Source organism: Arthrobacter crystallopoietes (assembly GCF_002849715.1).
Lineage (GTDB): Bacteria > Actinomycetota > Actinomycetes > Actinomycetales > Micrococcaceae > Crystallibacter > Crystallibacter crystallopoietes.
On sequence record NZ_CP018863.1, the window covers coordinates 973,191 to 990,257 of the forward strand.

Here is a 17,067-nt window from a genome sequence, read left to right on the forward strand (position 1 = left end):
CCCGGCAACGGTCAACGGCGGAACCTCCATTCAGGAAGTCCCGCCGCAAAGGCCGCAGCGCGGAAGCGGTTAGTGCCCGTTGTCCAGAACGCGGGCGGGAAGTCCGCCCCGGCTGCTGGGTGAAGCGGCCTTCCGCCGGTTGCGCCGCGCCTTGAATCGGTTGCCCAGTGCCTTGAATGAAGGCAGGGCCACTGCGGCAGCAGCGGCAATGAACACCAGTTGCATCAGCGTTCGCGGCAGCAGCTCGGTGGCAGGTTCCCCGCCGAAGTCGATTCCGGCAACAGCCGCGTACACGTTGGCCGGGAACATGACCACCAGCAGCACCATCAATCCCGCTCCCGCCCAGGGGGCAGTCCACCGGTGCAGTAGACCAAGGGCCGCCGCCAGCTCCAGTACGCCGGTCAGCGTGACCAGCAGCCCGGGATAAGGAAGCGCTGGGGGCACCATGTTGATGAGGTCCTCGCGAATGCCGTTGAAGTGGGCCGTTCCGGTCAGGACCAGCATGGCGGCCAACCCGCCCCGCAGGCTCACCCGCCAGGATCGGAGGGGCTTGACGCCGAGAGTCCCGGCCAGCCGCAGCAGCAGTGTGACTGCCAACAAGGTGATGAGGGGTGCCATGGGAAGTCCTTCCATCGGACATCGTGCCTATCTTGACACTGACTAGATTACTCGATGATCAAACTTGTCAATGACTAGATAGCGGCTAATGTAAGAGGATGGAAACCTCGAGCTACCACCACGGAGATCTGCGCCGCGCCATCATTGATGCGGCGCTGGACGTGATCCGCGAGTTCAGCCCCGCCGCCGTCAGCCTCCGCGATCTGGCCCGGCGCGCCGGCGTCTCCCATGCCGCCCCGGCACACCATTTCGGCGACAAAGCGGGCCTCCTGACCGCCGTCGCCGTGCAGGGGTTTGGCCTGCTCGGCGACGTCCTGCAAAAGGCGGCGGGCCAGCCCGACGGGTATCTGGCTGCTGGCGTCGCCTACGTGGGGTTCGCCGTCGAGCACCGCGCGCACTTCGAGGTAATGTTCCGGCCTGAGCTCTACCATGCGGACGATCCGGAACTGCTCGAGGCCCAGGCCAGGACATCGCGGATGCTTTACGAAGGTGCCGCGCCGTACGTGCAGGACGGCGGCACCACGCCTCGGGACGCTGCACTGGCGGCCTGGTCGCTGGTGCACGGATTCGCTTCCTTGTGGCTCAGCGGAAACCTGCCTGCCGATCTGCCGGAGGATCCGCAGGACGCGGCCCGGAGAGTGGCGCGCGTCCTCTTTCCCCACAAAGCCGGCGATAACGCCTGAGACGCGGCCCGGCGTCGTACTTTGGCGTTAGTCTGGGCAGCATGGAATTCAGATACCTGGGCAACAGCGGCCTGAAAATATCGGAGATCACGTACGGCAACTGGCTTACCCACGGCTCGCAGGTGGAAAACGACACGGCAACCCAGTGTGTGCGGGCGGCGTTGGACGCCGGCATCACCACCTTCGACACCGCGGACGTCTACGCCAACACCGCCGCGGAGGAAGTCCTCGGCGCTGCGTTGAAGGGCGAGCGGCGGCAGTCGCTGGAGATCTTCACCAAGGTCTACTTCCCCACCGGGCCCAAGGGGCACAACGACACCGGGCTGTCGCGCAAGCACATCATGGAGTCAATCGATGGGTCCCTGCGCCGGCTGCAGACCGACTACGTGGACCTCTACCAGGCGCACCGGTACGACGTCGAAACCCCGCTCGAGGAGACCATGCAGGCCTTTGCCGACGTGGTCCGCGCGGGCAAGGCATTGTATATCGGTGTCAGCGAGTGGGACGCCGAGCAGCTGCGCGCCGGGCACGCGCTCGCGAAGGAGCTGGGCATCCAGCTGATCTCCAACCAGCCGCAGTACTCCATGCTGTGGCGGGTCATCGAGGGCGAGGTCGTTCCCGCCTCCGAGGAGCTGGGCATCTCGCAGATCGTCTGGTCGCCGATGGCCCAGGGCGTGCTCAGCGGCAAGTATCTGCCGGGCGCCGAACCGCCCGCCGGCAGCCGCGCCACGGACGAGAAGGGCGGCGCGCAGATGATCGAGCGCTGGATGTCCGACGACGTGCTCGAAGGCGTCCAGCAATTGGCGCCGCTGGCCGAGGAAGCGGGCCTGACCATGGCCCAGCTGGCCATCGCCTGGGTCCTGCAGAATCCGAACGTCGCCTCCGCAATCATCGGGGCGTCCCGGCCGGAGCAGGTGGTCGCCAATGTCGCCGCTGCGGGCGTGCGGCTGGACGAGGCCGTGATGGGAAAGATCGACGACGTCGTCGGCGGCCTCGCTGAGCGGGACCCGGCCAAAACCCGGGCTCCAAAGGAGCGGCTGGCCTGACTGTCCTAGCGCGTCTGGTTCTGCCGGTGGACCTCCTCAATAATCCTGACGACGGCGAGTGACTCCGCCGGGTCCACCGGCACCGGCGCGCCGGCGGTGATGCTTGCCGCCAGCTGCCGGTAGAACTCCGGGTAGGCCCCGCGCTCGGCTTTGACCGCCCGCACATCGCCGGGCACACCGATGGTCCCCCAGGTCTCTTCCGGCTCCTCGCCGTACCCTGCCGCGGAAGGCAGCAGGCCGCCGTCGAGCGCTGCTTCCTGCCCGTCCATCCCCCACTTCGTGAAGGCGGCCTTTGCCCCGAGCACGTGGAAGCGCGGCGCCGGCAGCCCGGAGATCAGGTTCATGGACAGCCGCGAGCGCACCCCGGATTCATGCAGCAGGGACACAAACGCGTCCTCGTCCGCTTCCGAGACACCCGCGCCGGTATGCCGGGTCGTCTCGCCGTAGACCGTGGCCACGGGACCGAACAGCTGCAGCGCCTGGTCGATCAGGTGCGAGCCGAGATCCGAGAGGATGCCGCCGCCCTCGGCGAGTCCGGCCGTCGCCTTCCACGCCCGCAGGCCCGCCGGCTTCCACCGCTCAAAACGCGACTCAAAGAGATGCACCTGGCCGAGTCCGCCGTCGTCGATCAGTTTCTTCAGGGTGAGGAAATCCGAGTCCCAGCGCCGGTTTTGGAAGACCGAAAGCACGACGCCGGCCTGCCGCGCCTTCTCGATCAGAGCCTCGCCCTCGGCAGACGTGGGAACGAACGGCTTGTCCACTACGACATTCAGCCCGAGCTCCAGCGCGGTGCCTGCGAGCGCGAAGTGGCTGGCCGGCGGGGTCCCGATGACCACCAGGTCCAGGTCGGCGGCGCGATCGAACAGCTCCGGCGTGCCGGCGAGGACTTCCGCATCCGGATAGGTTGCCCGGGCCAGGGCGGCGCGTTCCGGATTGCCGGTGACGATGAAGTCCAGCGAGTAGTCGCCGCTGGCTTCGAGGAACGGCGTATGAAAGACCCGGCCGGAGAGGCCGAAGCCGATGACTGCGGTGCGGAGTAGTTGAGCGTCGGTCACGAGCGCCATCTTACGGGGAAAGGAGCTCCGTTAGCGCGGCTCCCGGGCCGTTGTGTAGGAGGGCTCGCGCAGATTCCTGGTCCACCGGTAGGTGCCGGCGCCGGGCAACGGATGCAGCAGCGGGTCGAACCGCCGGTCCGTGTCCTGCTGCGTAGGATCAAGCGACAAGGACATGGTGGCGAACCGGGTCCATGATCCGCGGAGTGCCGAATGGTAAAGCCACAGCGTCCAGACGCGGTCTCCGAGTGCCTGCCGGAAGGCCTCCGGTCTCGCGGGGAGCCTGAGCGCGGAGTCCAGCGGCCGGGCCGCCAGCAGGACAGGCCCTCGGTTGCCTTGGTACGGCATCAAGGTGGTGAAATCTGCTTCCGACGCGAACCTGTGCGGCGTCAGGATGAAACGGCTGGCTCCGGACATCCCCGTGGACGCGAGCAGCACATCGAAGGATTCCGATCCAGCTTGGATCCGCAGGGCCAGCCCCACGATATCCGGCAGCGGCCCGGGCAGGCCGATCGACCGCGACAGCCTCGCCTGGACGCGAACGGTACCAGCAGTATCAAGCCAGGAAATGCCGCTTCGCCGCCCTGGCGGAAGCCTGTCGATCGCCCCGGTGAGGCTGACCCCTTCCAGGTGGATGGGGCGCTGCGGGCGAAGCGCTTTGATTCCGCGGAACAGGAGCGCAAAGCCGCGTCCCGCCGTCGTACTTAGCTGTTCCAATTCCAGCTCCTTCCGCCACCGCCACGTGTTGCACGAGGCCCGCCTGTCCGCCGGCCGGTCGAAATGTCCTATTGGGAGGAAATATACGCCGGCATGCGCCTCGGGCGGCACGCACAACCTACATCGGCCCCTTGCCAAACGCAGGCGGCTGGCTAGGCTGAAGGTCAGGGGAAGCGCAGCGAGGCATTCCCCGTCCCGGCCGATCGGATCTGTCTGCGGCCTAGGCCGCACGGTCCAGGAAGGTGGCTTGCTGGTGGATTCCCATGCCCCGGTAACCGCACGCGACATCATGACAACGCCGGTCATCAGCGTTGTCGCCGAAACACTGATCGAAGACGTCGTCCAGCTGCTAGGCCAACACCGCATCAGCGCCGTGCCGGTAGTGGATGATGAGCAGCATGTGGTCGGGCTGGTCAGCGAGTACGACCTGCTGGCGACTCCGGGCGTCACCGCGGCCCAGGTCATGACTAGCTCCGTGATCAGCGTGACTACGGATACCGCCATCTCGGAGATCCGGCAGCTGCTGGTCAACCAGTGGATCGTTCGAGTTCCGGTCCTGGAGAACGGGCGCCTGGTCGGCATCGTCAGCCGCGCGGACATCGTGGCGCTGCTGGCAACCGAGTGGGTCTGCGGCGCTTGCGGTGAACCGGTCCGGGGCGAACACCCGCCCAAGGCCTGCCCCAAATGCGGGGCGGACAGCGAGAGGTTCGTCCTGCACGAGCAGCCGCCGGGCCCCTGAACCGGTCCCTGCGCTGAACCAGATCCAGGAGATGGAGGTAAGCGATGACTGACCAGGCAGCCGCGGCAACAGCCGGGTCCCAGGCGGCAGGATCATTCCCCGGGGCTGAACCGCCTGAGGTGCTCATCGGGTACTACCGCGAAATGGTCCTGATCCGGAAGTTCGAGCTCACCGCGGACCAGATGTACAAGCGGGCCAAAATCGGCGGTTACTGCCACCTCAACCTCGGCGAGGAGGCCACCGTCGTCGGGCTTATGGCGGCTCTGCGGGAGAAGGATTACCTCTTCACAAACTACCGGGACCACGGCTATGCCCTCTCCCGCGGGATGGATCCCGGGCGCGTTATGGCCGAGTTATTCGGCAAGTCCACCGGAGTTTCCAAGGGCCGCGGCGGCTCGATGCACATGTTCGATACCCAGACCCGGCTGCTGGGCGGCTACGGCATCGTCGGCGGGCAGCTGCCGCCGGCCACCGGCGCCGCGCTGGCGCTGACCTACCGGGGCAAGCCCGGGCCGGACGCCGAAGCGGTGATGTGCCAGATGGGCGACGGCACCACCAACATCGGCGCGTTCCACGAGTCACTGAACCTCGCCGCCGTCTGGCATCTGCCCATTGTCTACGTGGTGGTGAACAACCGGCTTGGCATGGGCACCACGGTGGAGGCGGCCTCCGGCGAGCCTCTGCTCTACAAACGCGGCGCTTCCTACCGGATCCCCGGCGAACGCGTGGACGGCAACGACGTCGTTGCGGTGCGGGAAGCGGCGACTGCGGCGCTGGATCGTGCCCGGATCGATCGCCAGCCGGGGCTCCTGGAGGTCATGAGCTACCGGTTGCGCGGCCACTCGGTGGTGGATCCTGCACGGTACCGCTCGGCCGCGGAGGTGGAGGAGGCCCAGGCCGCGGATCCGGTGCCAGCGTTCCGGGCGCAGTTGCTCGCCGCGGGCCTACTGACAGAGGAGCAGGCAGTGCTGCTAGAGGACGACGCTGCGGAAAAGGTAGCGTCCGCCGTCGCTTTTGCCGAATCCAGCCCGGCGCCCACACCCGACGAGCTTTTCGACTTCGCCTACGCCACTCCGGTGGCGAATGCTCCGCGGGCCTTGCCCGGCCAGCCGGCTGCGGCCCGGGAGCCGCGGCTATGACCATCACCGGAGCCAGCACAGGAGACGGAATGCCCACCACCAGCTACCGGCAGGCCCTCAACGACACGCTCCGCGCGGAACTGACGCGGGACGAAAACGTGATCCTGCTCGGCGAGGAGATCGGCATCTTCGAAGGGTCCTACAAAATCACCGCCGGCCTGTTGAAGGAATTCGGTCCGGAACGGGTCAGGGATACTCCGATCGCGGAAGAAGGCTTCGTGGGAGCGGCCATTGGAGCGGCGATGCTGGGCATGCGCCCGGTGGTCGAAATCATGACGCTGAACTTCAGCCTGATCGCGATCGACCAGATCGTGAACCACGCGGCCAAAATCTACGGCATGTTCGGCGGCCAGACACCGGTGCCCATGGTGATCCGGTTCCCGGGCGGCGGCGGCCAGCAACTGGCGGCCACGCATTCGCAGAACCTGGAGGTCTGGTACGCGCATGTGCCGGGACTGAAAGTAGTGGCTCCGGCTACCCCTGCCGACGCGAAGGCCCTGCTCACCGCAGCCATCCGCGACGACGACCCGGTCATCTTCCTGGAGAACCTCTCCCTCTACAACACCAAGGGCGAAGTGCCCGACGGCGAGCAGGTCGCCGAAATCGGCAAGGCGGCCGTGGTCAAGGAAGGCAGCGATCTGACCGTCATCACCTACTCCCGCGGCACGGTCATCGCGTTGGAAACCGCCCGGCAACTGGAGGACGAAGGCATCTCTGTCGAGGTGGTGGATCTGCGGAGCCTGCGGCCGCTGGACCGGGAAACATTCTGTGCCTCGGTGCGCAAGACCAGCCGGGCCGTCGTGCTGGAGGACGACTGGCTCAGCTACGGCATCGGCGCAGAGATCTCCGCTTCCCTCATGGAGGGCGCGTTCGATTATCTGGACGCCCCGGTCAGGCGCGTGGCAGCCGCCGAAGTGCCGCTGCCCTACGCCAAGGCCCTGGAACTGGCGGCGCTACCGGACGCCAGCGACCTGGTCCGGGTCATCCGCGAAGTCCTCGACGACACCAGTTTCTCCCGATAGGAGCCAGCCATGCCGGAAGTATTCATGCCGCGCCTGTCCGACACCATGGAAGAAGGTGTCATCAGCCGCTGGCTCAAAAAGGAGGGCGACACAGTCCATCAGGGCGATGTGATCGGCGAGATCGACACCGACAAGGCCACCATGGACCTGGAGGTGTTCGAGGACGGCGTCCTGGAGAAGCTTCTCGTTCCCGAGGGCACCACCGTAGCCATCGGTGAAGCGGTAGCGATCATCGGCGGCGGGAGCGGAACCGGAGGCGGGGAGGCACCCGGCACTTCAACAACACAAAGTACGACGGCGGCCGAGGCACCGGCAGCACCCCGCGAATCCGCAGCGCCCGCACCATCCGCGGCACCAGCAGCACCGAAGGAGCCGGCCAAACCAACATCCGGCGGCCGAGTCTTGACCTCTCCCCTTGCCCGCAGAATCGCCGCCGAGCACGGCATTGACCCGGCCACCCTCACGGGCACCGGCCCAGGCGGCCGGATAGTCCGCGCCGACGTCGAGGCCGCGGCGGCAGCGGGCGAAGGGCGAACCGAGAAGACGGACCAGGGCGCCCAAGCAGGGCAGCCGGCCCAACCCAGCCCAACTGAAGCTCCACGGCCAGCAGCAGCGCCCAACCAGACGGATACGGGCGCCGACTCCGTTGATGTGCCCCTGACGCAGATGCGCAAGGCCACGGCCCGCCGGTTGACCGAAAGCGCTGGCGCTCCCCACTTCTTCCTAACCAACGTTGTGGGCGTAGACCGCCTGTTCGCGTTCCGGCAGGAAGTCAACCAGCGCTATGCGGACTCCGGAATCAAGGTCAGCGTGACCGACCTACTGGTGAGGGCCTGCGCCGTCACCCTGCATGCGCACCCGCAGGTCAACTCCTCCTGGGCAGGAGATAAAATCCTGCAGCACCGCCGCACGCACATCGGCGTCGCCGTCGCCATCGAAAACGGACTCATTGTCCCCGTCGTCAGGGATGCGGATGCCAAACCCCTGGACGAGCTTGCTGCGGAGACACGGGAACTGGCGGAGAAGGCCCGCGCCGGCAAGCTCAAGCGCGATGAATTCAGAGGCGGCACGTTCACTATCAGCAACCTGGGCATGTTCGGAATCGATAACTTCACCGCAGTGATCAACCCGCCCGAGGCAGCCATCCTGGCCGTAGGTGCCGCTACTGAGGAACCGTTCGTGCAGGACGGGACGCTGCAGAGCAGACGGATCATGAAGCTGACCATGACCGCTGACCACCGGGTGCTGGACGGCGCGACCGCGGCCGCGTTCCTTCGGGACCTCAAACAGACGCTGGAGGAACCCCTGCGCATCCTCCTTTAGCAGTTGTCCACAGTCTGGAAGTGCGGGATAGCGGTGCATTGTCGTAGCGGGGGAAGGTGGACGAACCAGACCACCCTTCACGACGAAAGGCACCAACGTGGGACGAAGCAAGAAGCGCCGCTCCAAAAACACCCGTCCGAATAAGCCCCGCCGCCAGATCCCAAGCCGCGAAGCCGAGATTGATGCGTTGGCCCCGGCATATACCGATTGGCTAGGTAAGGACGCAACGGATCACGAGAGCCATTACGTTTTGGAGTTCGTCAAGATGGTTCTGGGTTTCCACCGGAAGCTCCAGCCACGCTCCAGTTGCACTTCGTTCCGCGCGCTCCCGCTTGAGGCCGCCATTTGCTTGTGTGTTGATGAGATCGCCGAGGGAGATGATTTCCTCTTCATTCCGTTTGTGAGCTCTATGTCGCTGTATACCAACTTCTTAGAGCAGACTGGTCGTTGGACAGGAACCACCCGACAGTTGGAGGACCTGCGAAGCTACTATCACCGGGCGCATATCGCATTCGAGGCCGTCGGACCGAGCCGCGGTTTCGAATGGTCCGAGCTTGACCCAACAGAGCAGTTGAAGTTCCTCGAAGAAACGCCTCTCGTGAAGAAGGCACGAAACCTGCTCGCAGCCGTGGATGCACAATTGCACAGTGATTCCGTCCCCACTTGGCGCCAGGCATTCTGGGCATCAGTCACATTGTTCGATCAGGACGCTCCCGACGAAAACTCAGCACAAGTCAGGTTCAATATCCTTGCAAATCTGGGCCTCACCCCAACCCAAGGCTCAGCAGAACGATTGGCAGATATTCGGAATACCTTCAGCAACGGGGACAATCCCGACCGTCTGGCCCTTCTCGAAACTCTCGTTTACGCATGCTTTGAAAATGAGTTCGGTCGCGACAGCTCTCCTTACAGCGACGAGCTTTCCGTAGGTCAGACTATCGGCCGCATCCTTGCACATGCGGCCGAAACGACAGGGTCGGTGTCCGGGCTGATTCTGACCAATCCGGGTGCGCTGATACCGGGCGGTACAACTCCGGAAACAGCGGAGTTCTACGCCGAGGTGGGACGGCGTCTGAAGTATCTCCAAGAGTTGGGTCTGATCGTCATCGGACAGGACATCAGCGTTCCAACCGCACTGCGGCGCTGCGTCCTCGACGTTTGGGAAGACACAGAACCTGACCGGCTGGCCGCCTGATGCCAACGCAAGAGCTTTAAGGTCTGTACCGGCCGCGAGCATCAAACGCTCAGCGCGCACTGACGTGCTCGCCCAGTTGCTGGGTGATCTTGTGCGCCTCCTCAAGCAGAAGTTTGCCGAGGAATTCCTGCCGTTCCGGGCGGAACCGCTGCTCGATGCCGGTGAGGGACAGAGCCCAGGCCGGGTTGCCCTGGCGGTCGAAAACCGCGGCACCCATGCCCCAGCTGCCCTCGAGGATGAGCCCTGGGTTCACTGTGTAGCCGTTGCGACGGGTAGCTTCCAGGTTCGCCCGGATCCGTTCTGCGGTATGGGCGGGGCCGAAGCGCGCGGCGCGCGCACCGCCGTCGTCAAGCAACCGGTCCACCTCCGCTTCCGGGAGGAAGGCCATGATGGCCAGTCCGGCCGAGGCAACTCCCAGCGGAAAGCGGACGCCTTCATGCAGAACGAACGAACGCACCGGAAAGCTGCCTTCGACGCGCAACAGACAGACCGTTTCGTCGCCACGCCTAATGGAAAGGAATGCGCTCTCGCCGGTTTCGTCTGCCAAGCGTTGCAGGCTAGGCCGGGCCAGGTCCTCTATGGCGTACCGGTTGGCGGCGACGGCTCCGAGGACATAGATCTCGGGGCCCAAATGCCACGTGCCCGTCTCGGCATGGTGATCCAGCAGCCCCTCGGCCGCCAGCGAGTTCAGCAGCCGGTAGACCGTGGGCCGTGTCAGCCCCGATGCCTCGACGATCGCCGGAAGCGCCGCACCTCCTTCCGGGGAGCGCCCAACAATGCGCAGCAACTGGGCCACCCGCCCGACCACTTGCGCCCCCTGCACCGTTTTTTCTGCCATTTCACTCCCTCAATCCACAATATGGACACTCTACTTCAGCGTGTCCATAGTGTGAATACAGGCCGATTCCCCCTCTTGACGCCCCCTCCGAAGCCCCGCTAGCCTGCAGGTAAACCACTTGTCCACAAGATGGACATCAAGGCGTACCGTGCGCCAGACACTCAACGAGGAGGAAGCATGTCCAAACTGGCAGCAGGACCCGCGGCGGCATTGGAAGGTGCACTGCATGACGGAATGACCATCGCCGTGGGCGGTTTCGGGCTCAGCGGCATCCCGGCCGACCTGATCGATGCCGTCCGCGACTCCGGCGTCAAGGACCTCACCGTCGTTTCCAACAACATGGGCATCGACGACAAGGGGCTGGGTGTGCTGATCGAGTCCGGCCAGGTCCGTAAAGTCCTCGCCTCCTACGTGGGTGAAAACAAACTCTTTGCCGAGCAGTTCCTCGCCGGGACCCTGGAAGTGGAGTTCAACCCCCAGGGCACGCTGGCCGAACGGCTGCGCGCCGGCGGTGCCGGCATCCCCGCGTTCTACACCAAGACCGGCGTCGGCACGCAGATCGCCGAGGGCAAGCCGCATGAAGAGTTCGACGGCGAACTGTACGTCCAGGAACGCGGCATCGTCGCCGACCTGGCCCTGGTCCACGCGCACACCGCGGACACTGACGGCAACCTGATCTACCGCTACACCGCCCGCAACTTCAACCCGGTGGTAGCCACTGCCGGCCGTGTCACCATCGCCGAGGCCGAGGTCATCGTCGAACCCGGCCAGCTGGACCCGAACCACATCGTCACCCCGGGCGTCTACGTCCAGCACCTCGTCCAGGCCAGCGGACGCAGCAAGGACATCGAAAAGCTCACCGTCCGCCCGCGGCCCGCCGCCGTCGGCGCCTGAGCAGACCACCGGATACGAAACTTAAGGAGAAAACCATGGCTTGGACACGAGACGAGATGGCCGCCATCGCTGCCACCGAACTCAACGACGGCGACTACGTCAACCTCGGAATCGGCATCCCCACCCTGGTGGCAAACAACCTGCCTGAAGGCGTGCGCGTGGTGCTGCAAAGCGAGAACGGACTGCTCGGCATGGGCCCGTTCCCCTATGAGGGCGAGGAAGACGCGGACCTGATCAACGCCGGCAAGCAAACCGTCACCGTGCTGCCCGGCGGGTCGATCTTCGACTCCGCCACGTCCTTCGGCATGATCCGCGGCGGGCACGTGAAGGTCGCCATCCTCGGCGCTATGGAGGTCTCCGGCGCCGGCGACCTGGCCAACTGGACCATTCCCGGCAAGATGGTCAAAGGCATGGGCGGCGCCATGGACCTGGTGGCCGGCACACCGCGTGTGGTGGTGCTGACCGACCACGTGGCCAAGGACGGCACAGCCAAGATCGTCAACGAATGCTCGCTGCCGCTCACCGGCGTCCGCGTAGTCAACCGCATCATCACCGATCTGGCCGTCTTCGACATCACTAACGACGGCGACGATACCGCAAACAACGACGGCGGCAGCCCGGCACTGGTACTGACGCAACTGGCCCCCGGGATCACCCTTGAAGAGGTCCGGGAGAAGACCGAGGCACCTTTCACGGTAGCCCCCGCGCTCGAGACGGAACTGGCTGCTGCCTTGGAAGGAGCACAGCGATGAGCTTGCAGGAACAGTTCGGCAAGGACATTCTGCTCACCGGCTGGGGGCACTCCCGGTTCGGCAAACTGACCGACGAGACGCTGGAATCCCTGATCGTCCAGGTCTCCCGCGAAGCCATCGCCAACGCCGGACTGGAACCGGGACAGATCGACGAGATCTACCTGGGCCAGTTCAACTCCGGCATGCTGCCCCTGGGCTTCGCCTCGTCGCTGGCCCTGCAGGTCTCCGACGACCTGGCCAACGTCCCCGCAACGCGGGTGGAAAACGCCTGCGCTTCCGGCTCCGCAGCCGTGCAACAGGGCGCCAAGTCGCTGCTGGCCGGCACCGCCAGAAACGTGCTGGTCATCGGGGCCGAAAAGATGACCCAGGCCGGACCGGACGTGGTCGGAGCGGCACTGCTCGGCGCCGACTACGACATGGCCGGCAAGTCCTCCACCACCGGCTTCGCCGGACTGTTCGCCGAGACCGCCAAGCACTACGAGAAACGCTACGGCCCGGCAGGCGACGTGCTCGGCTCGATCGCCGCGAAGAACCACCGCAACGGCGTGCTGAATCCCTACGCCCAACTGCGCAAGGATCTCGGCGAAGAGTTCTGCCGGACCGTCTCGGACAAGAACCCGATGGTCGCCGACCCGCTGCGCCGCACCGACTGCTCCCCCGTCTCCGACGGCGCCGCCGCCCTCGTGCTCACAACCGGCCCCGCGCCGTCGTCGTCGGCCACTGCACCGGTCCGGCTCACAGGATTCGGCCACGCCAATGACTTCATGCCCGTGGAAAAGCGCGATCCCACCGCATTCGCCGGCAGCGTCGCGGCCTGGCAGCGCGCCCTGGCCATGGCCGGTACCGGTCTGGACGGGCTGGACTTCGCCGAAGTGCACGACTGCTTCACCATCGCAGAACTGATCATGTACGAAGTCATGGGCCTCACCCCGGCCGGCGAAGGCCGCCGCGCCATCGAAGAAGGCTGGGTCTACCGGGACGGCAAACTGCCCGTGAACCTCTCCGGCGGGCTCAAGGCCAAGGGCCACCCCGTCGGAGCCACCGGCGTCTCCCAGCACGTCGTCACAGCCATGCAGCTCAGCGGCACCGCCGGCGAAATGCAACTGCCCGGCGCCCGCCGCGCCGCCGTACACAACATGGGCGGCCTCGCCATCGCCAACTACGTCAGCGTCCTCGAAGCGGTATAGGATCCGGGGCGTTTGCCAAAGGTAAGAGCCGCCCTCCCGCTTTGCACACCTGGGATGGCGGCTCTTGGCGCCTCATCTACTTGTCTTTACTTGGAGACTTTGCCCATCCGGGCGGCGATGGGTGTGGTGAAGAGCGGTTTCGTCAGAAACCACGCGGCCACGATAACCAGCAGGGAAACCGCGAAGATGATCAGCCCCCACCAGTCCACGACGTCGCGCGAGGTGTACATGTGGTTCAGGTTGCGCAGGGCCCCGGTAAAGAAGACCAGGAACACGTGCACGACGGTGAACGCCACGAAGTAGAGCATCACCGGGAAATGGACCGCCCGGGCCCACTCCACCGGGTACGCCTTGTTGAGCCCGGCGGCCTGCTCCGGCCACCAGGTGGAGATCCGGATACCGGAAATGATCGCCAGCGGGGCAGCAATGAACACGGTGATGAAATACGTCATCACCTGCAGCGCGTTGTAATGCACCCACCCGTTCTCCGTCGGCCAGTCCAGCGAGACGTACTGGATACCGGCCGAGAGCATATTCGGGAAAATGTCCCAGCTGGTCGGCACGATCCGCATCCACTGCCCGGTGGCCAACAGCAGCACGATAAAGACCAGCCCGTTGAGCACCCAGAGCACGTCCAGGCTCTGGTGCAGCCACTGGGACAGGGAGACCTTCTTCGTGGTATTGCCCTTCGGCGAGAAGAACGAGTCCTTCTTTGCGGTCCAGTACCCGGGCGGCTTGCGCTCGGTGCGCACCTGCAGGCCCGTCCGGACGATCAGCACAATGAAAAACATGTTGAGGAAGTGCTGCCAGCCCAACCATGCCGGCAACCCGACCGGGGCACTATCCGGCTGGGACGCATGCCCGTCGTAGGTCGCAATGAACTCCTGCACCGGCTCCATGCTCCGCAACCAGCGGGAACCAAACACCGCCAGCAGAGCCAACACCAGCACGACGGCGGTCACCACCACCGGCCTCACCCACGCCGGGCGTTTTCCCGTCTGCTTGGCTCCGCCAGTCGGGGCGGGCCGGCCCGAGGTTGTCAGCGGCGTTAATCCGGAACCGCTCCGGGCAGCCACACCGGTCGGCGTGGCCGCCGGTGTCGAAGGCGGCGCCGGCGCCGGTGATCCCATCCGCGAGCGGGCCGGCGGGGCAGAATCGCCTTGGGCAGGAGTCGGGCTCTTGGCCGCTGCGGTTCCCTGCCCTTGGGTAGCGCCCATGCGCTGGCGGGTGCCGCCAGCGGTGACGGGTTTGACTTCGGGTGATGCGGCCGGCGCCGGGGATGCTCCCATACGGGTCTTTCCTGATGGCGCCGGAACCGGTTCCTGCCCGGAAGTCGATGGCGCCGACCCCATCCGCTGCTTCCGAGCTGGCGCATCAGGCGGTGCATCGGTGGAGGCGGGTGGCTGGACGCCCATGCGCTGCTTCCGCACGGGAGCGGCAGGTGGTTCATCGGCGGGTGCCGCATCCGGAGGTGCTGCATTGGTGGAAGCAGCCGGCTGGACCCCCATGCGCTGCTTGCGCACCGGGGCCGTTGGCTGGGGTGTCTTCGGCGGCTCCGAGACCTGAGCAGCAGATCCGCTGTCATTCCCGCCCTTTTCCTCCTGCGGCAAGGGCCGATAGCCGCCCATCCGCTGCCTCTTCGCCGGAGCGGCCGCCGCGGCCTGTGTCACCTGCGACGGCGCGGCAGCCGCGTCCTGTGCAGGCGACGCCGCGCGCGGTGCCGCCTGCACATCGGGGGCTGCGGACTGGACCGAGGCCTGACTCGGAGCCTGCTCCGGTGCCTCCGAGACTGGCGCAGCCGGTACCGCAGAACTCCCAGCCGCGGCGGGGACTGTGCTGGCGGCGTCGACGTCGTCGGCTGCGGCAGACTGCTGATCCTGCTGCGTCGCCTGTGCCGGCGGACGGTATCCGGCCATGCGCTGACGGCGCGGGGCAGGGTCAGCCGCGCTGTTCTCGTTGGTCATCGTGTCTCTCGCCTCCGGGACGGTCAATCAGGTGCAGCAGATCCGGCCAGGTTCAGCCGCGGCGCGCGTTTATCTCGTCGATCAACTGGGGTACCACAGTGAAAACGTCGCCAACTACGCCGAAGTCGGCGATCTCAAAGATCGGTGCGTCCCCGTCCTTGTTGATGGCCACAATCGTCTTAGCCGTCTGCATGCCGGAGCGGTGCTGAATGGCACCGGAGATCCCCAGTGCCACATACAGGTCCGGAGTCACCGAGACGCCGGTCTGCCCCACCTGGAACGACTGGGGCACGTAGCCCGAGTCCACGGCCGCACGGGACGCACCCACCGCGGCACCGAGGCTGTCCGCAAGCTGCTCGACCAGGGCGAAGTTCTCCTTCGAGCCCAGTCCGCGCCCGCCGGAAACCACAGTCTGGGCGCCCCGCAGCGCCGGCCGATCGGTCTGGGCCGGGGCATCAGTGACCTGATCGATCCGCGCTCCCGGGGCAGCAGCGGTGGACACCGCAGCGGTCTTGACCTGCGGCTCGGTCACTGCCTCCGCCCGCGCCTCAATCGTTCCCGGCCGGACCGTGACGATCATCAGGCCGCCCTCGATCGTCGACTGAGTGGTGAAGTCACCGCCGAACACCGAGTGCTCTACGATGACCTCCTGCCCCTCTTCGTCGTAGCGCACACCGACGGCATCGGCGGCCACGGAGCCGCCGGCGACGATCGCCAGCCGTCCGGCGACAGTCTTGGAGTCATTGGTATTCGACACCAGCACCGTCTGGGCGGAGTACTCCTTAATCGCGTCGGCGAGGGCCCCGACCTCCGCGGTGCCCAGCTCGGCGGTCGCCGTGTCGGATTCGGCCAGGTAGACATGGGCGGCGCCCAGCGAGCCCAGCTGCGCTGCCAGTTCCGCGCCCTGCCCGGGCGGGGTCACCGCCACGGCCACCGGTGTGCCGATGGCTGCGGCCGCGCCGAGCAGGGCGGCCGCCGTCGGCTTCGACGCACCTGCGGCGGTGGTTTCGATCAGTACCAGGATGTTTCCCATAATGTGTGCCCTTCCGGTCAATCAGGTCATCAAGTCAGGTGTGCGGTCAGATCAACCGCTGGGCGGCGAGGAACTCGGCCAGCTGGCTGGCCGCCGTGCCGTCGTCGACGACCTTCGGACCGGCTTCCTTCGGCGGGCGCGCTTCGGCGGAGACCATCACCGAGCGAACCGGGGCCGCATCCGGGCCGGCCTGGATGCCCAGCTCCGCCAGGGACCAGGTTTCCATCGGCTTCTTCTTGGCCTGCATGATGCCCTTGAAATTCGGAAAGCGCGCCTCGGCGGACTTCTCCGTGACAGAGATGGCCGCCGGCAGCCCGGAGCTGAGGCTGAGCGAGCCGCCGTCCACCTGCGTTGTCCCCGAGACGCCCTCGGCGGTAATGGCCACCTCATCCAGGCTGGGCAGCACCGGCCAGCCCAGAATCTCCGCGACCATCGCCGGAACCATCCCGCCGCGGCCGTCGGTAGCCTCATTGCCCGCGACCAGCAGGTCAGGGGCGATCCGCTGCACCGCAGCCGCCAGCACCCGCGAGGTCTGGACCATGTCCGATCCGGCCAGCGCGGGATCCGTGACCAACACAGCCGAGTCGGCGCCCATCGACAGCAGTTTGCGCAGCGTCTTGGTCGTATCTTCCAGTCCCATGGACAGCGCGACGATCTCGGCGTCGGGGTTCGCATCCTTGAACTGCAGCGCGACTTCCAGGGCACGCTCGTTGATCTCATCCGGCACCGGCTCGGAGGCTTCCCGGTCCAGCATGCCGGTCTCCAGGTTGATCTTGCGGTCCGACCAAGTGTCCGGGACCTGCTTGGCCAACACGACAATCTTCATGACGGGCTCTCCTTACTCACGAGTTGGTCCGGTTTATCA

At 66.0% G+C, this 17,067-nt stretch carries 17 protein-coding genes; 10 read left to right on the forward strand and 7 right to left on the reverse strand.

The window, feature by feature from the left end:
• Positions 1–69: 69 nt before the first annotated feature.
• Positions 70–618, reverse strand: a complete 549-nt coding sequence (locus AC20117_RS04645; RefSeq protein ID WP_074700779.1) for a DoxX family protein — start codon at positions 616–618, stop codon at positions 70–72.
• 98 nt (positions 619–716) lie between these two features.
• Here AC20117_RS04645 and AC20117_RS04650 point away from each other — a divergent pair, with 98 nt between their 5' ends.
• Positions 717–1,301 carry a TetR/AcrR family transcriptional regulator gene (locus AC20117_RS04650; RefSeq protein WP_074700778.1) on the forward strand — a complete coding sequence of 195 codons (585 nt, stop codon included), beginning with the start codon at positions 717–719 and terminating at the stop codon, positions 1,299–1,301.
• 41 nt (positions 1,302–1,342) lie between these two features.
• Entirely contained in the window at positions 1,343–2,347 is a 1,005-nt protein-coding gene (locus AC20117_RS04655) for an aldo/keto reductase family protein (RefSeq protein WP_074700777.1), read from the forward strand.
• A 5-nt stretch (positions 2,348–2,352) separates the two neighbouring features.
• Here the strand turns inward: AC20117_RS04655 and AC20117_RS04660 are convergent, their stop codons facing one another.
• Positions 2,353–3,411: a Gfo/Idh/MocA family protein gene (locus AC20117_RS04660; protein WP_074700776.1), complete on the reverse strand. Its 1,059-nt coding sequence runs from the start codon at positions 3,409–3,411 to the stop codon at positions 2,353–2,355.
• 21 nt (positions 3,412–3,432) lie between these two features.
• Positions 3,433–4,116, reverse strand: coding sequence for a hypothetical protein (locus tag AC20117_RS04665; protein ID WP_074700775.1), 684 nt, complete (start codon positions 4,114–4,116; stop codon positions 3,433–3,435).
• 253 nt (positions 4,117–4,369) lie between these two features.
• Between AC20117_RS04665 and AC20117_RS04670 the strand changes: the two genes are divergently transcribed.
• From AC20117_RS04670 to AC20117_RS04690, 5 genes are all read left to right on the forward strand, one after another.
• Positions 4,370–4,855, forward strand: coding sequence for a CBS domain-containing protein (locus tag AC20117_RS04670; RefSeq protein ID WP_211482302.1), 486 nt, complete (start codon positions 4,370–4,372; stop codon positions 4,853–4,855).
• 44 nt (positions 4,856–4,899) lie between these two features.
• The gene (gene pdhA, locus AC20117_RS04675) at positions 4,900–5,994 is read left to right on the forward strand and encodes a pyruvate dehydrogenase (acetyl-transferring) E1 component subunit alpha (protein WP_074700774.1); all 1,095 of its coding nucleotides are present in this window, start codon (positions 4,900–4,902) and stop codon (positions 5,992–5,994) included.
• Between the two features lie 29 nt (positions 5,995–6,023).
• Positions 6,024–7,016, forward strand: coding sequence for an alpha-ketoacid dehydrogenase subunit beta (locus tag AC20117_RS04680; RefSeq protein ID WP_074703214.1), 993 nt, complete (start codon positions 6,024–6,026; stop codon positions 7,014–7,016).
• A gap of 9 nt (positions 7,017–7,025) precedes the next feature.
• Positions 7,026–8,339 carry a dihydrolipoamide acetyltransferase family protein gene (locus tag AC20117_RS04685; RefSeq protein ID WP_074700773.1) on the forward strand — a complete coding sequence of 438 codons (1,314 nt, stop codon included), beginning with the start codon at positions 7,026–7,028 and terminating at the stop codon, positions 8,337–8,339.
• 97 nt (positions 8,340–8,436) lie between these two features.
• Positions 8,437–9,534, forward strand: coding sequence for a hypothetical protein (locus AC20117_RS04690; protein WP_074700772.1), 1,098 nt, complete (start codon positions 8,437–8,439; stop codon positions 9,532–9,534).
• Between the two features lie 49 nt (positions 9,535–9,583).
• On the opposite strand, the gene AC20117_RS04695 is transcribed toward AC20117_RS04690, so the two are convergent.
• Positions 9,584–10,372 carry an IclR family transcriptional regulator gene (locus AC20117_RS04695; protein ID WP_074700771.1) on the reverse strand — a complete coding sequence of 263 codons (789 nt, stop codon included), beginning with the start codon at positions 10,370–10,372 and terminating at the stop codon, positions 9,584–9,586.
• Between the two features lie 177 nt (positions 10,373–10,549).
• Here AC20117_RS04695 and AC20117_RS04700 point away from each other — a divergent pair, with 177 nt between their 5' ends.
• The 3 genes from AC20117_RS04700 to AC20117_RS04710 are packed head-to-tail and all read left to right on the forward strand — an operon-like array spanning position 10,550 to position 13,205.
• Complete coding sequence (locus AC20117_RS04700; protein ID WP_074700770.1) at positions 10,550–11,266, forward strand: CoA transferase subunit A; 717 nt, start codon at positions 10,550–10,552, stop codon at positions 11,264–11,266.
• Positions 11,267–11,301: 35 nt separating this feature from the next.
• Positions 11,302–12,018, forward strand: coding sequence for a CoA transferase subunit B (locus AC20117_RS04705; RefSeq protein ID WP_074700769.1), 717 nt, complete (start codon positions 11,302–11,304; stop codon positions 12,016–12,018).
• Entirely contained in the window at positions 12,015–13,205 is a 1,191-nt protein-coding gene (locus AC20117_RS04710) for an acetyl-CoA acetyltransferase (protein ID WP_074700768.1), read from the forward strand. The genes AC20117_RS04705 and AC20117_RS04710 overlap by 4 nt, the downstream gene beginning before the upstream one ends.
• An 86-nt stretch (positions 13,206–13,291) precedes the next feature.
• Here AC20117_RS04710 and AC20117_RS23800 read toward each other — a convergent pair whose 3' ends face one another.
• From AC20117_RS23800 to AC20117_RS04725, 3 genes are read right to left on the reverse strand one after another with little or no spacing between them, the layout of a single operon-like run.
• Positions 13,292–15,169 carry a cytochrome b/b6 domain-containing protein gene (locus tag AC20117_RS23800; RefSeq protein WP_236777443.1) on the reverse strand — a complete coding sequence of 626 codons (1,878 nt, stop codon included), beginning with the start codon at positions 15,167–15,169 and terminating at the stop codon, positions 13,292–13,294.
• A 52-nt stretch (positions 15,170–15,221) separates the two neighbouring features.
• Complete coding sequence (locus AC20117_RS04720; protein WP_074700767.1) at positions 15,222–16,202, reverse strand: electron transfer flavoprotein subunit alpha/FixB family protein; 981 nt, start codon at positions 16,200–16,202, stop codon at positions 15,222–15,224.
• Positions 16,203–16,248: 46 nt separating this feature from the next.
• A complete protein-coding gene (locus AC20117_RS04725; RefSeq protein ID WP_074700766.1) occupies positions 16,249–17,028 on the reverse strand; it encodes an electron transfer flavoprotein subunit beta/FixA family protein in 780 nt (259 codons plus the stop codon).
• Positions 17,029–17,067: the final 39 nt, after the last annotated feature.

Bases quoted from the DNA above. Each gene is read 5' to 3' on its own strand.
- AC20117_RS04645 (WP_074700779.1), bottom strand. From the start codon at position 618: ATGGCACCCCTCATCACCTTGTTGGCAGTCACACTGCTGCTGCGGCTG.
- AC20117_RS04650 (WP_074700778.1), top strand. From the start codon at position 717: ATGGAAACCTCGAGCTACCACCACGGAGATCTGCGCCGCGCCATCATT.
- AC20117_RS04655 (WP_074700777.1), top strand. From the start codon at position 1,343: ATGGAATTCAGATACCTGGGCAACAGCGGCCTGAAAATATCGGAGATC.
- AC20117_RS04660 (WP_074700776.1), bottom strand. From the start codon at position 3,411: ATGGCGCTCGTGACCGACGCTCAACTACTCCGCACCGCAGTCATCGGC.
- pdhA (WP_074700774.1), top strand. From the start codon at position 4,900: ATGACTGACCAGGCAGCCGCGGCAACAGCCGGGTCCCAGGCGGCAGGA.
- AC20117_RS04680 (WP_074703214.1), top strand. From the start codon at position 6,024: ATGCCCACCACCAGCTACCGGCAGGCCCTCAACGACACGCTCCGCGCG.
- AC20117_RS04685 (WP_074700773.1), top strand. From the start codon at position 7,026: ATGCCGGAAGTATTCATGCCGCGCCTGTCCGACACCATGGAAGAAGGT.
- AC20117_RS04695 (WP_074700771.1), bottom strand. From the start codon at position 10,372: ATGGCAGAAAAAACGGTGCAGGGGGCGCAAGTGGTCGGGCGGGTGGCC.
- AC20117_RS04700 (WP_074700770.1), top strand. From the start codon at position 10,550: ATGTCCAAACTGGCAGCAGGACCCGCGGCGGCATTGGAAGGTGCACTG.
- AC20117_RS04705 (WP_074700769.1), top strand. From the start codon at position 11,302: ATGGCTTGGACACGAGACGAGATGGCCGCCATCGCTGCCACCGAACTC.
- AC20117_RS04710 (WP_074700768.1), top strand. From the start codon at position 12,015: ATGAGCTTGCAGGAACAGTTCGGCAAGGACATTCTGCTCACCGGCTGG.
- AC20117_RS23800 (WP_236777443.1), bottom strand. From the start codon at position 15,169: ATGACCAACGAGAACAGCGCGGCTGACCCTGCCCCGCGCCGTCAGCGC.
- AC20117_RS04720 (WP_074700767.1), bottom strand. From the start codon at position 16,202: ATGGGAAACATCCTGGTACTGATCGAAACCACCGCCGCAGGTGCGTCG.
- AC20117_RS04725 (WP_074700766.1), bottom strand. From the start codon at position 17,028: ATGAAGATTGTCGTGTTGGCCAAGCAGGTCCCGGACACTTGGTCGGAC.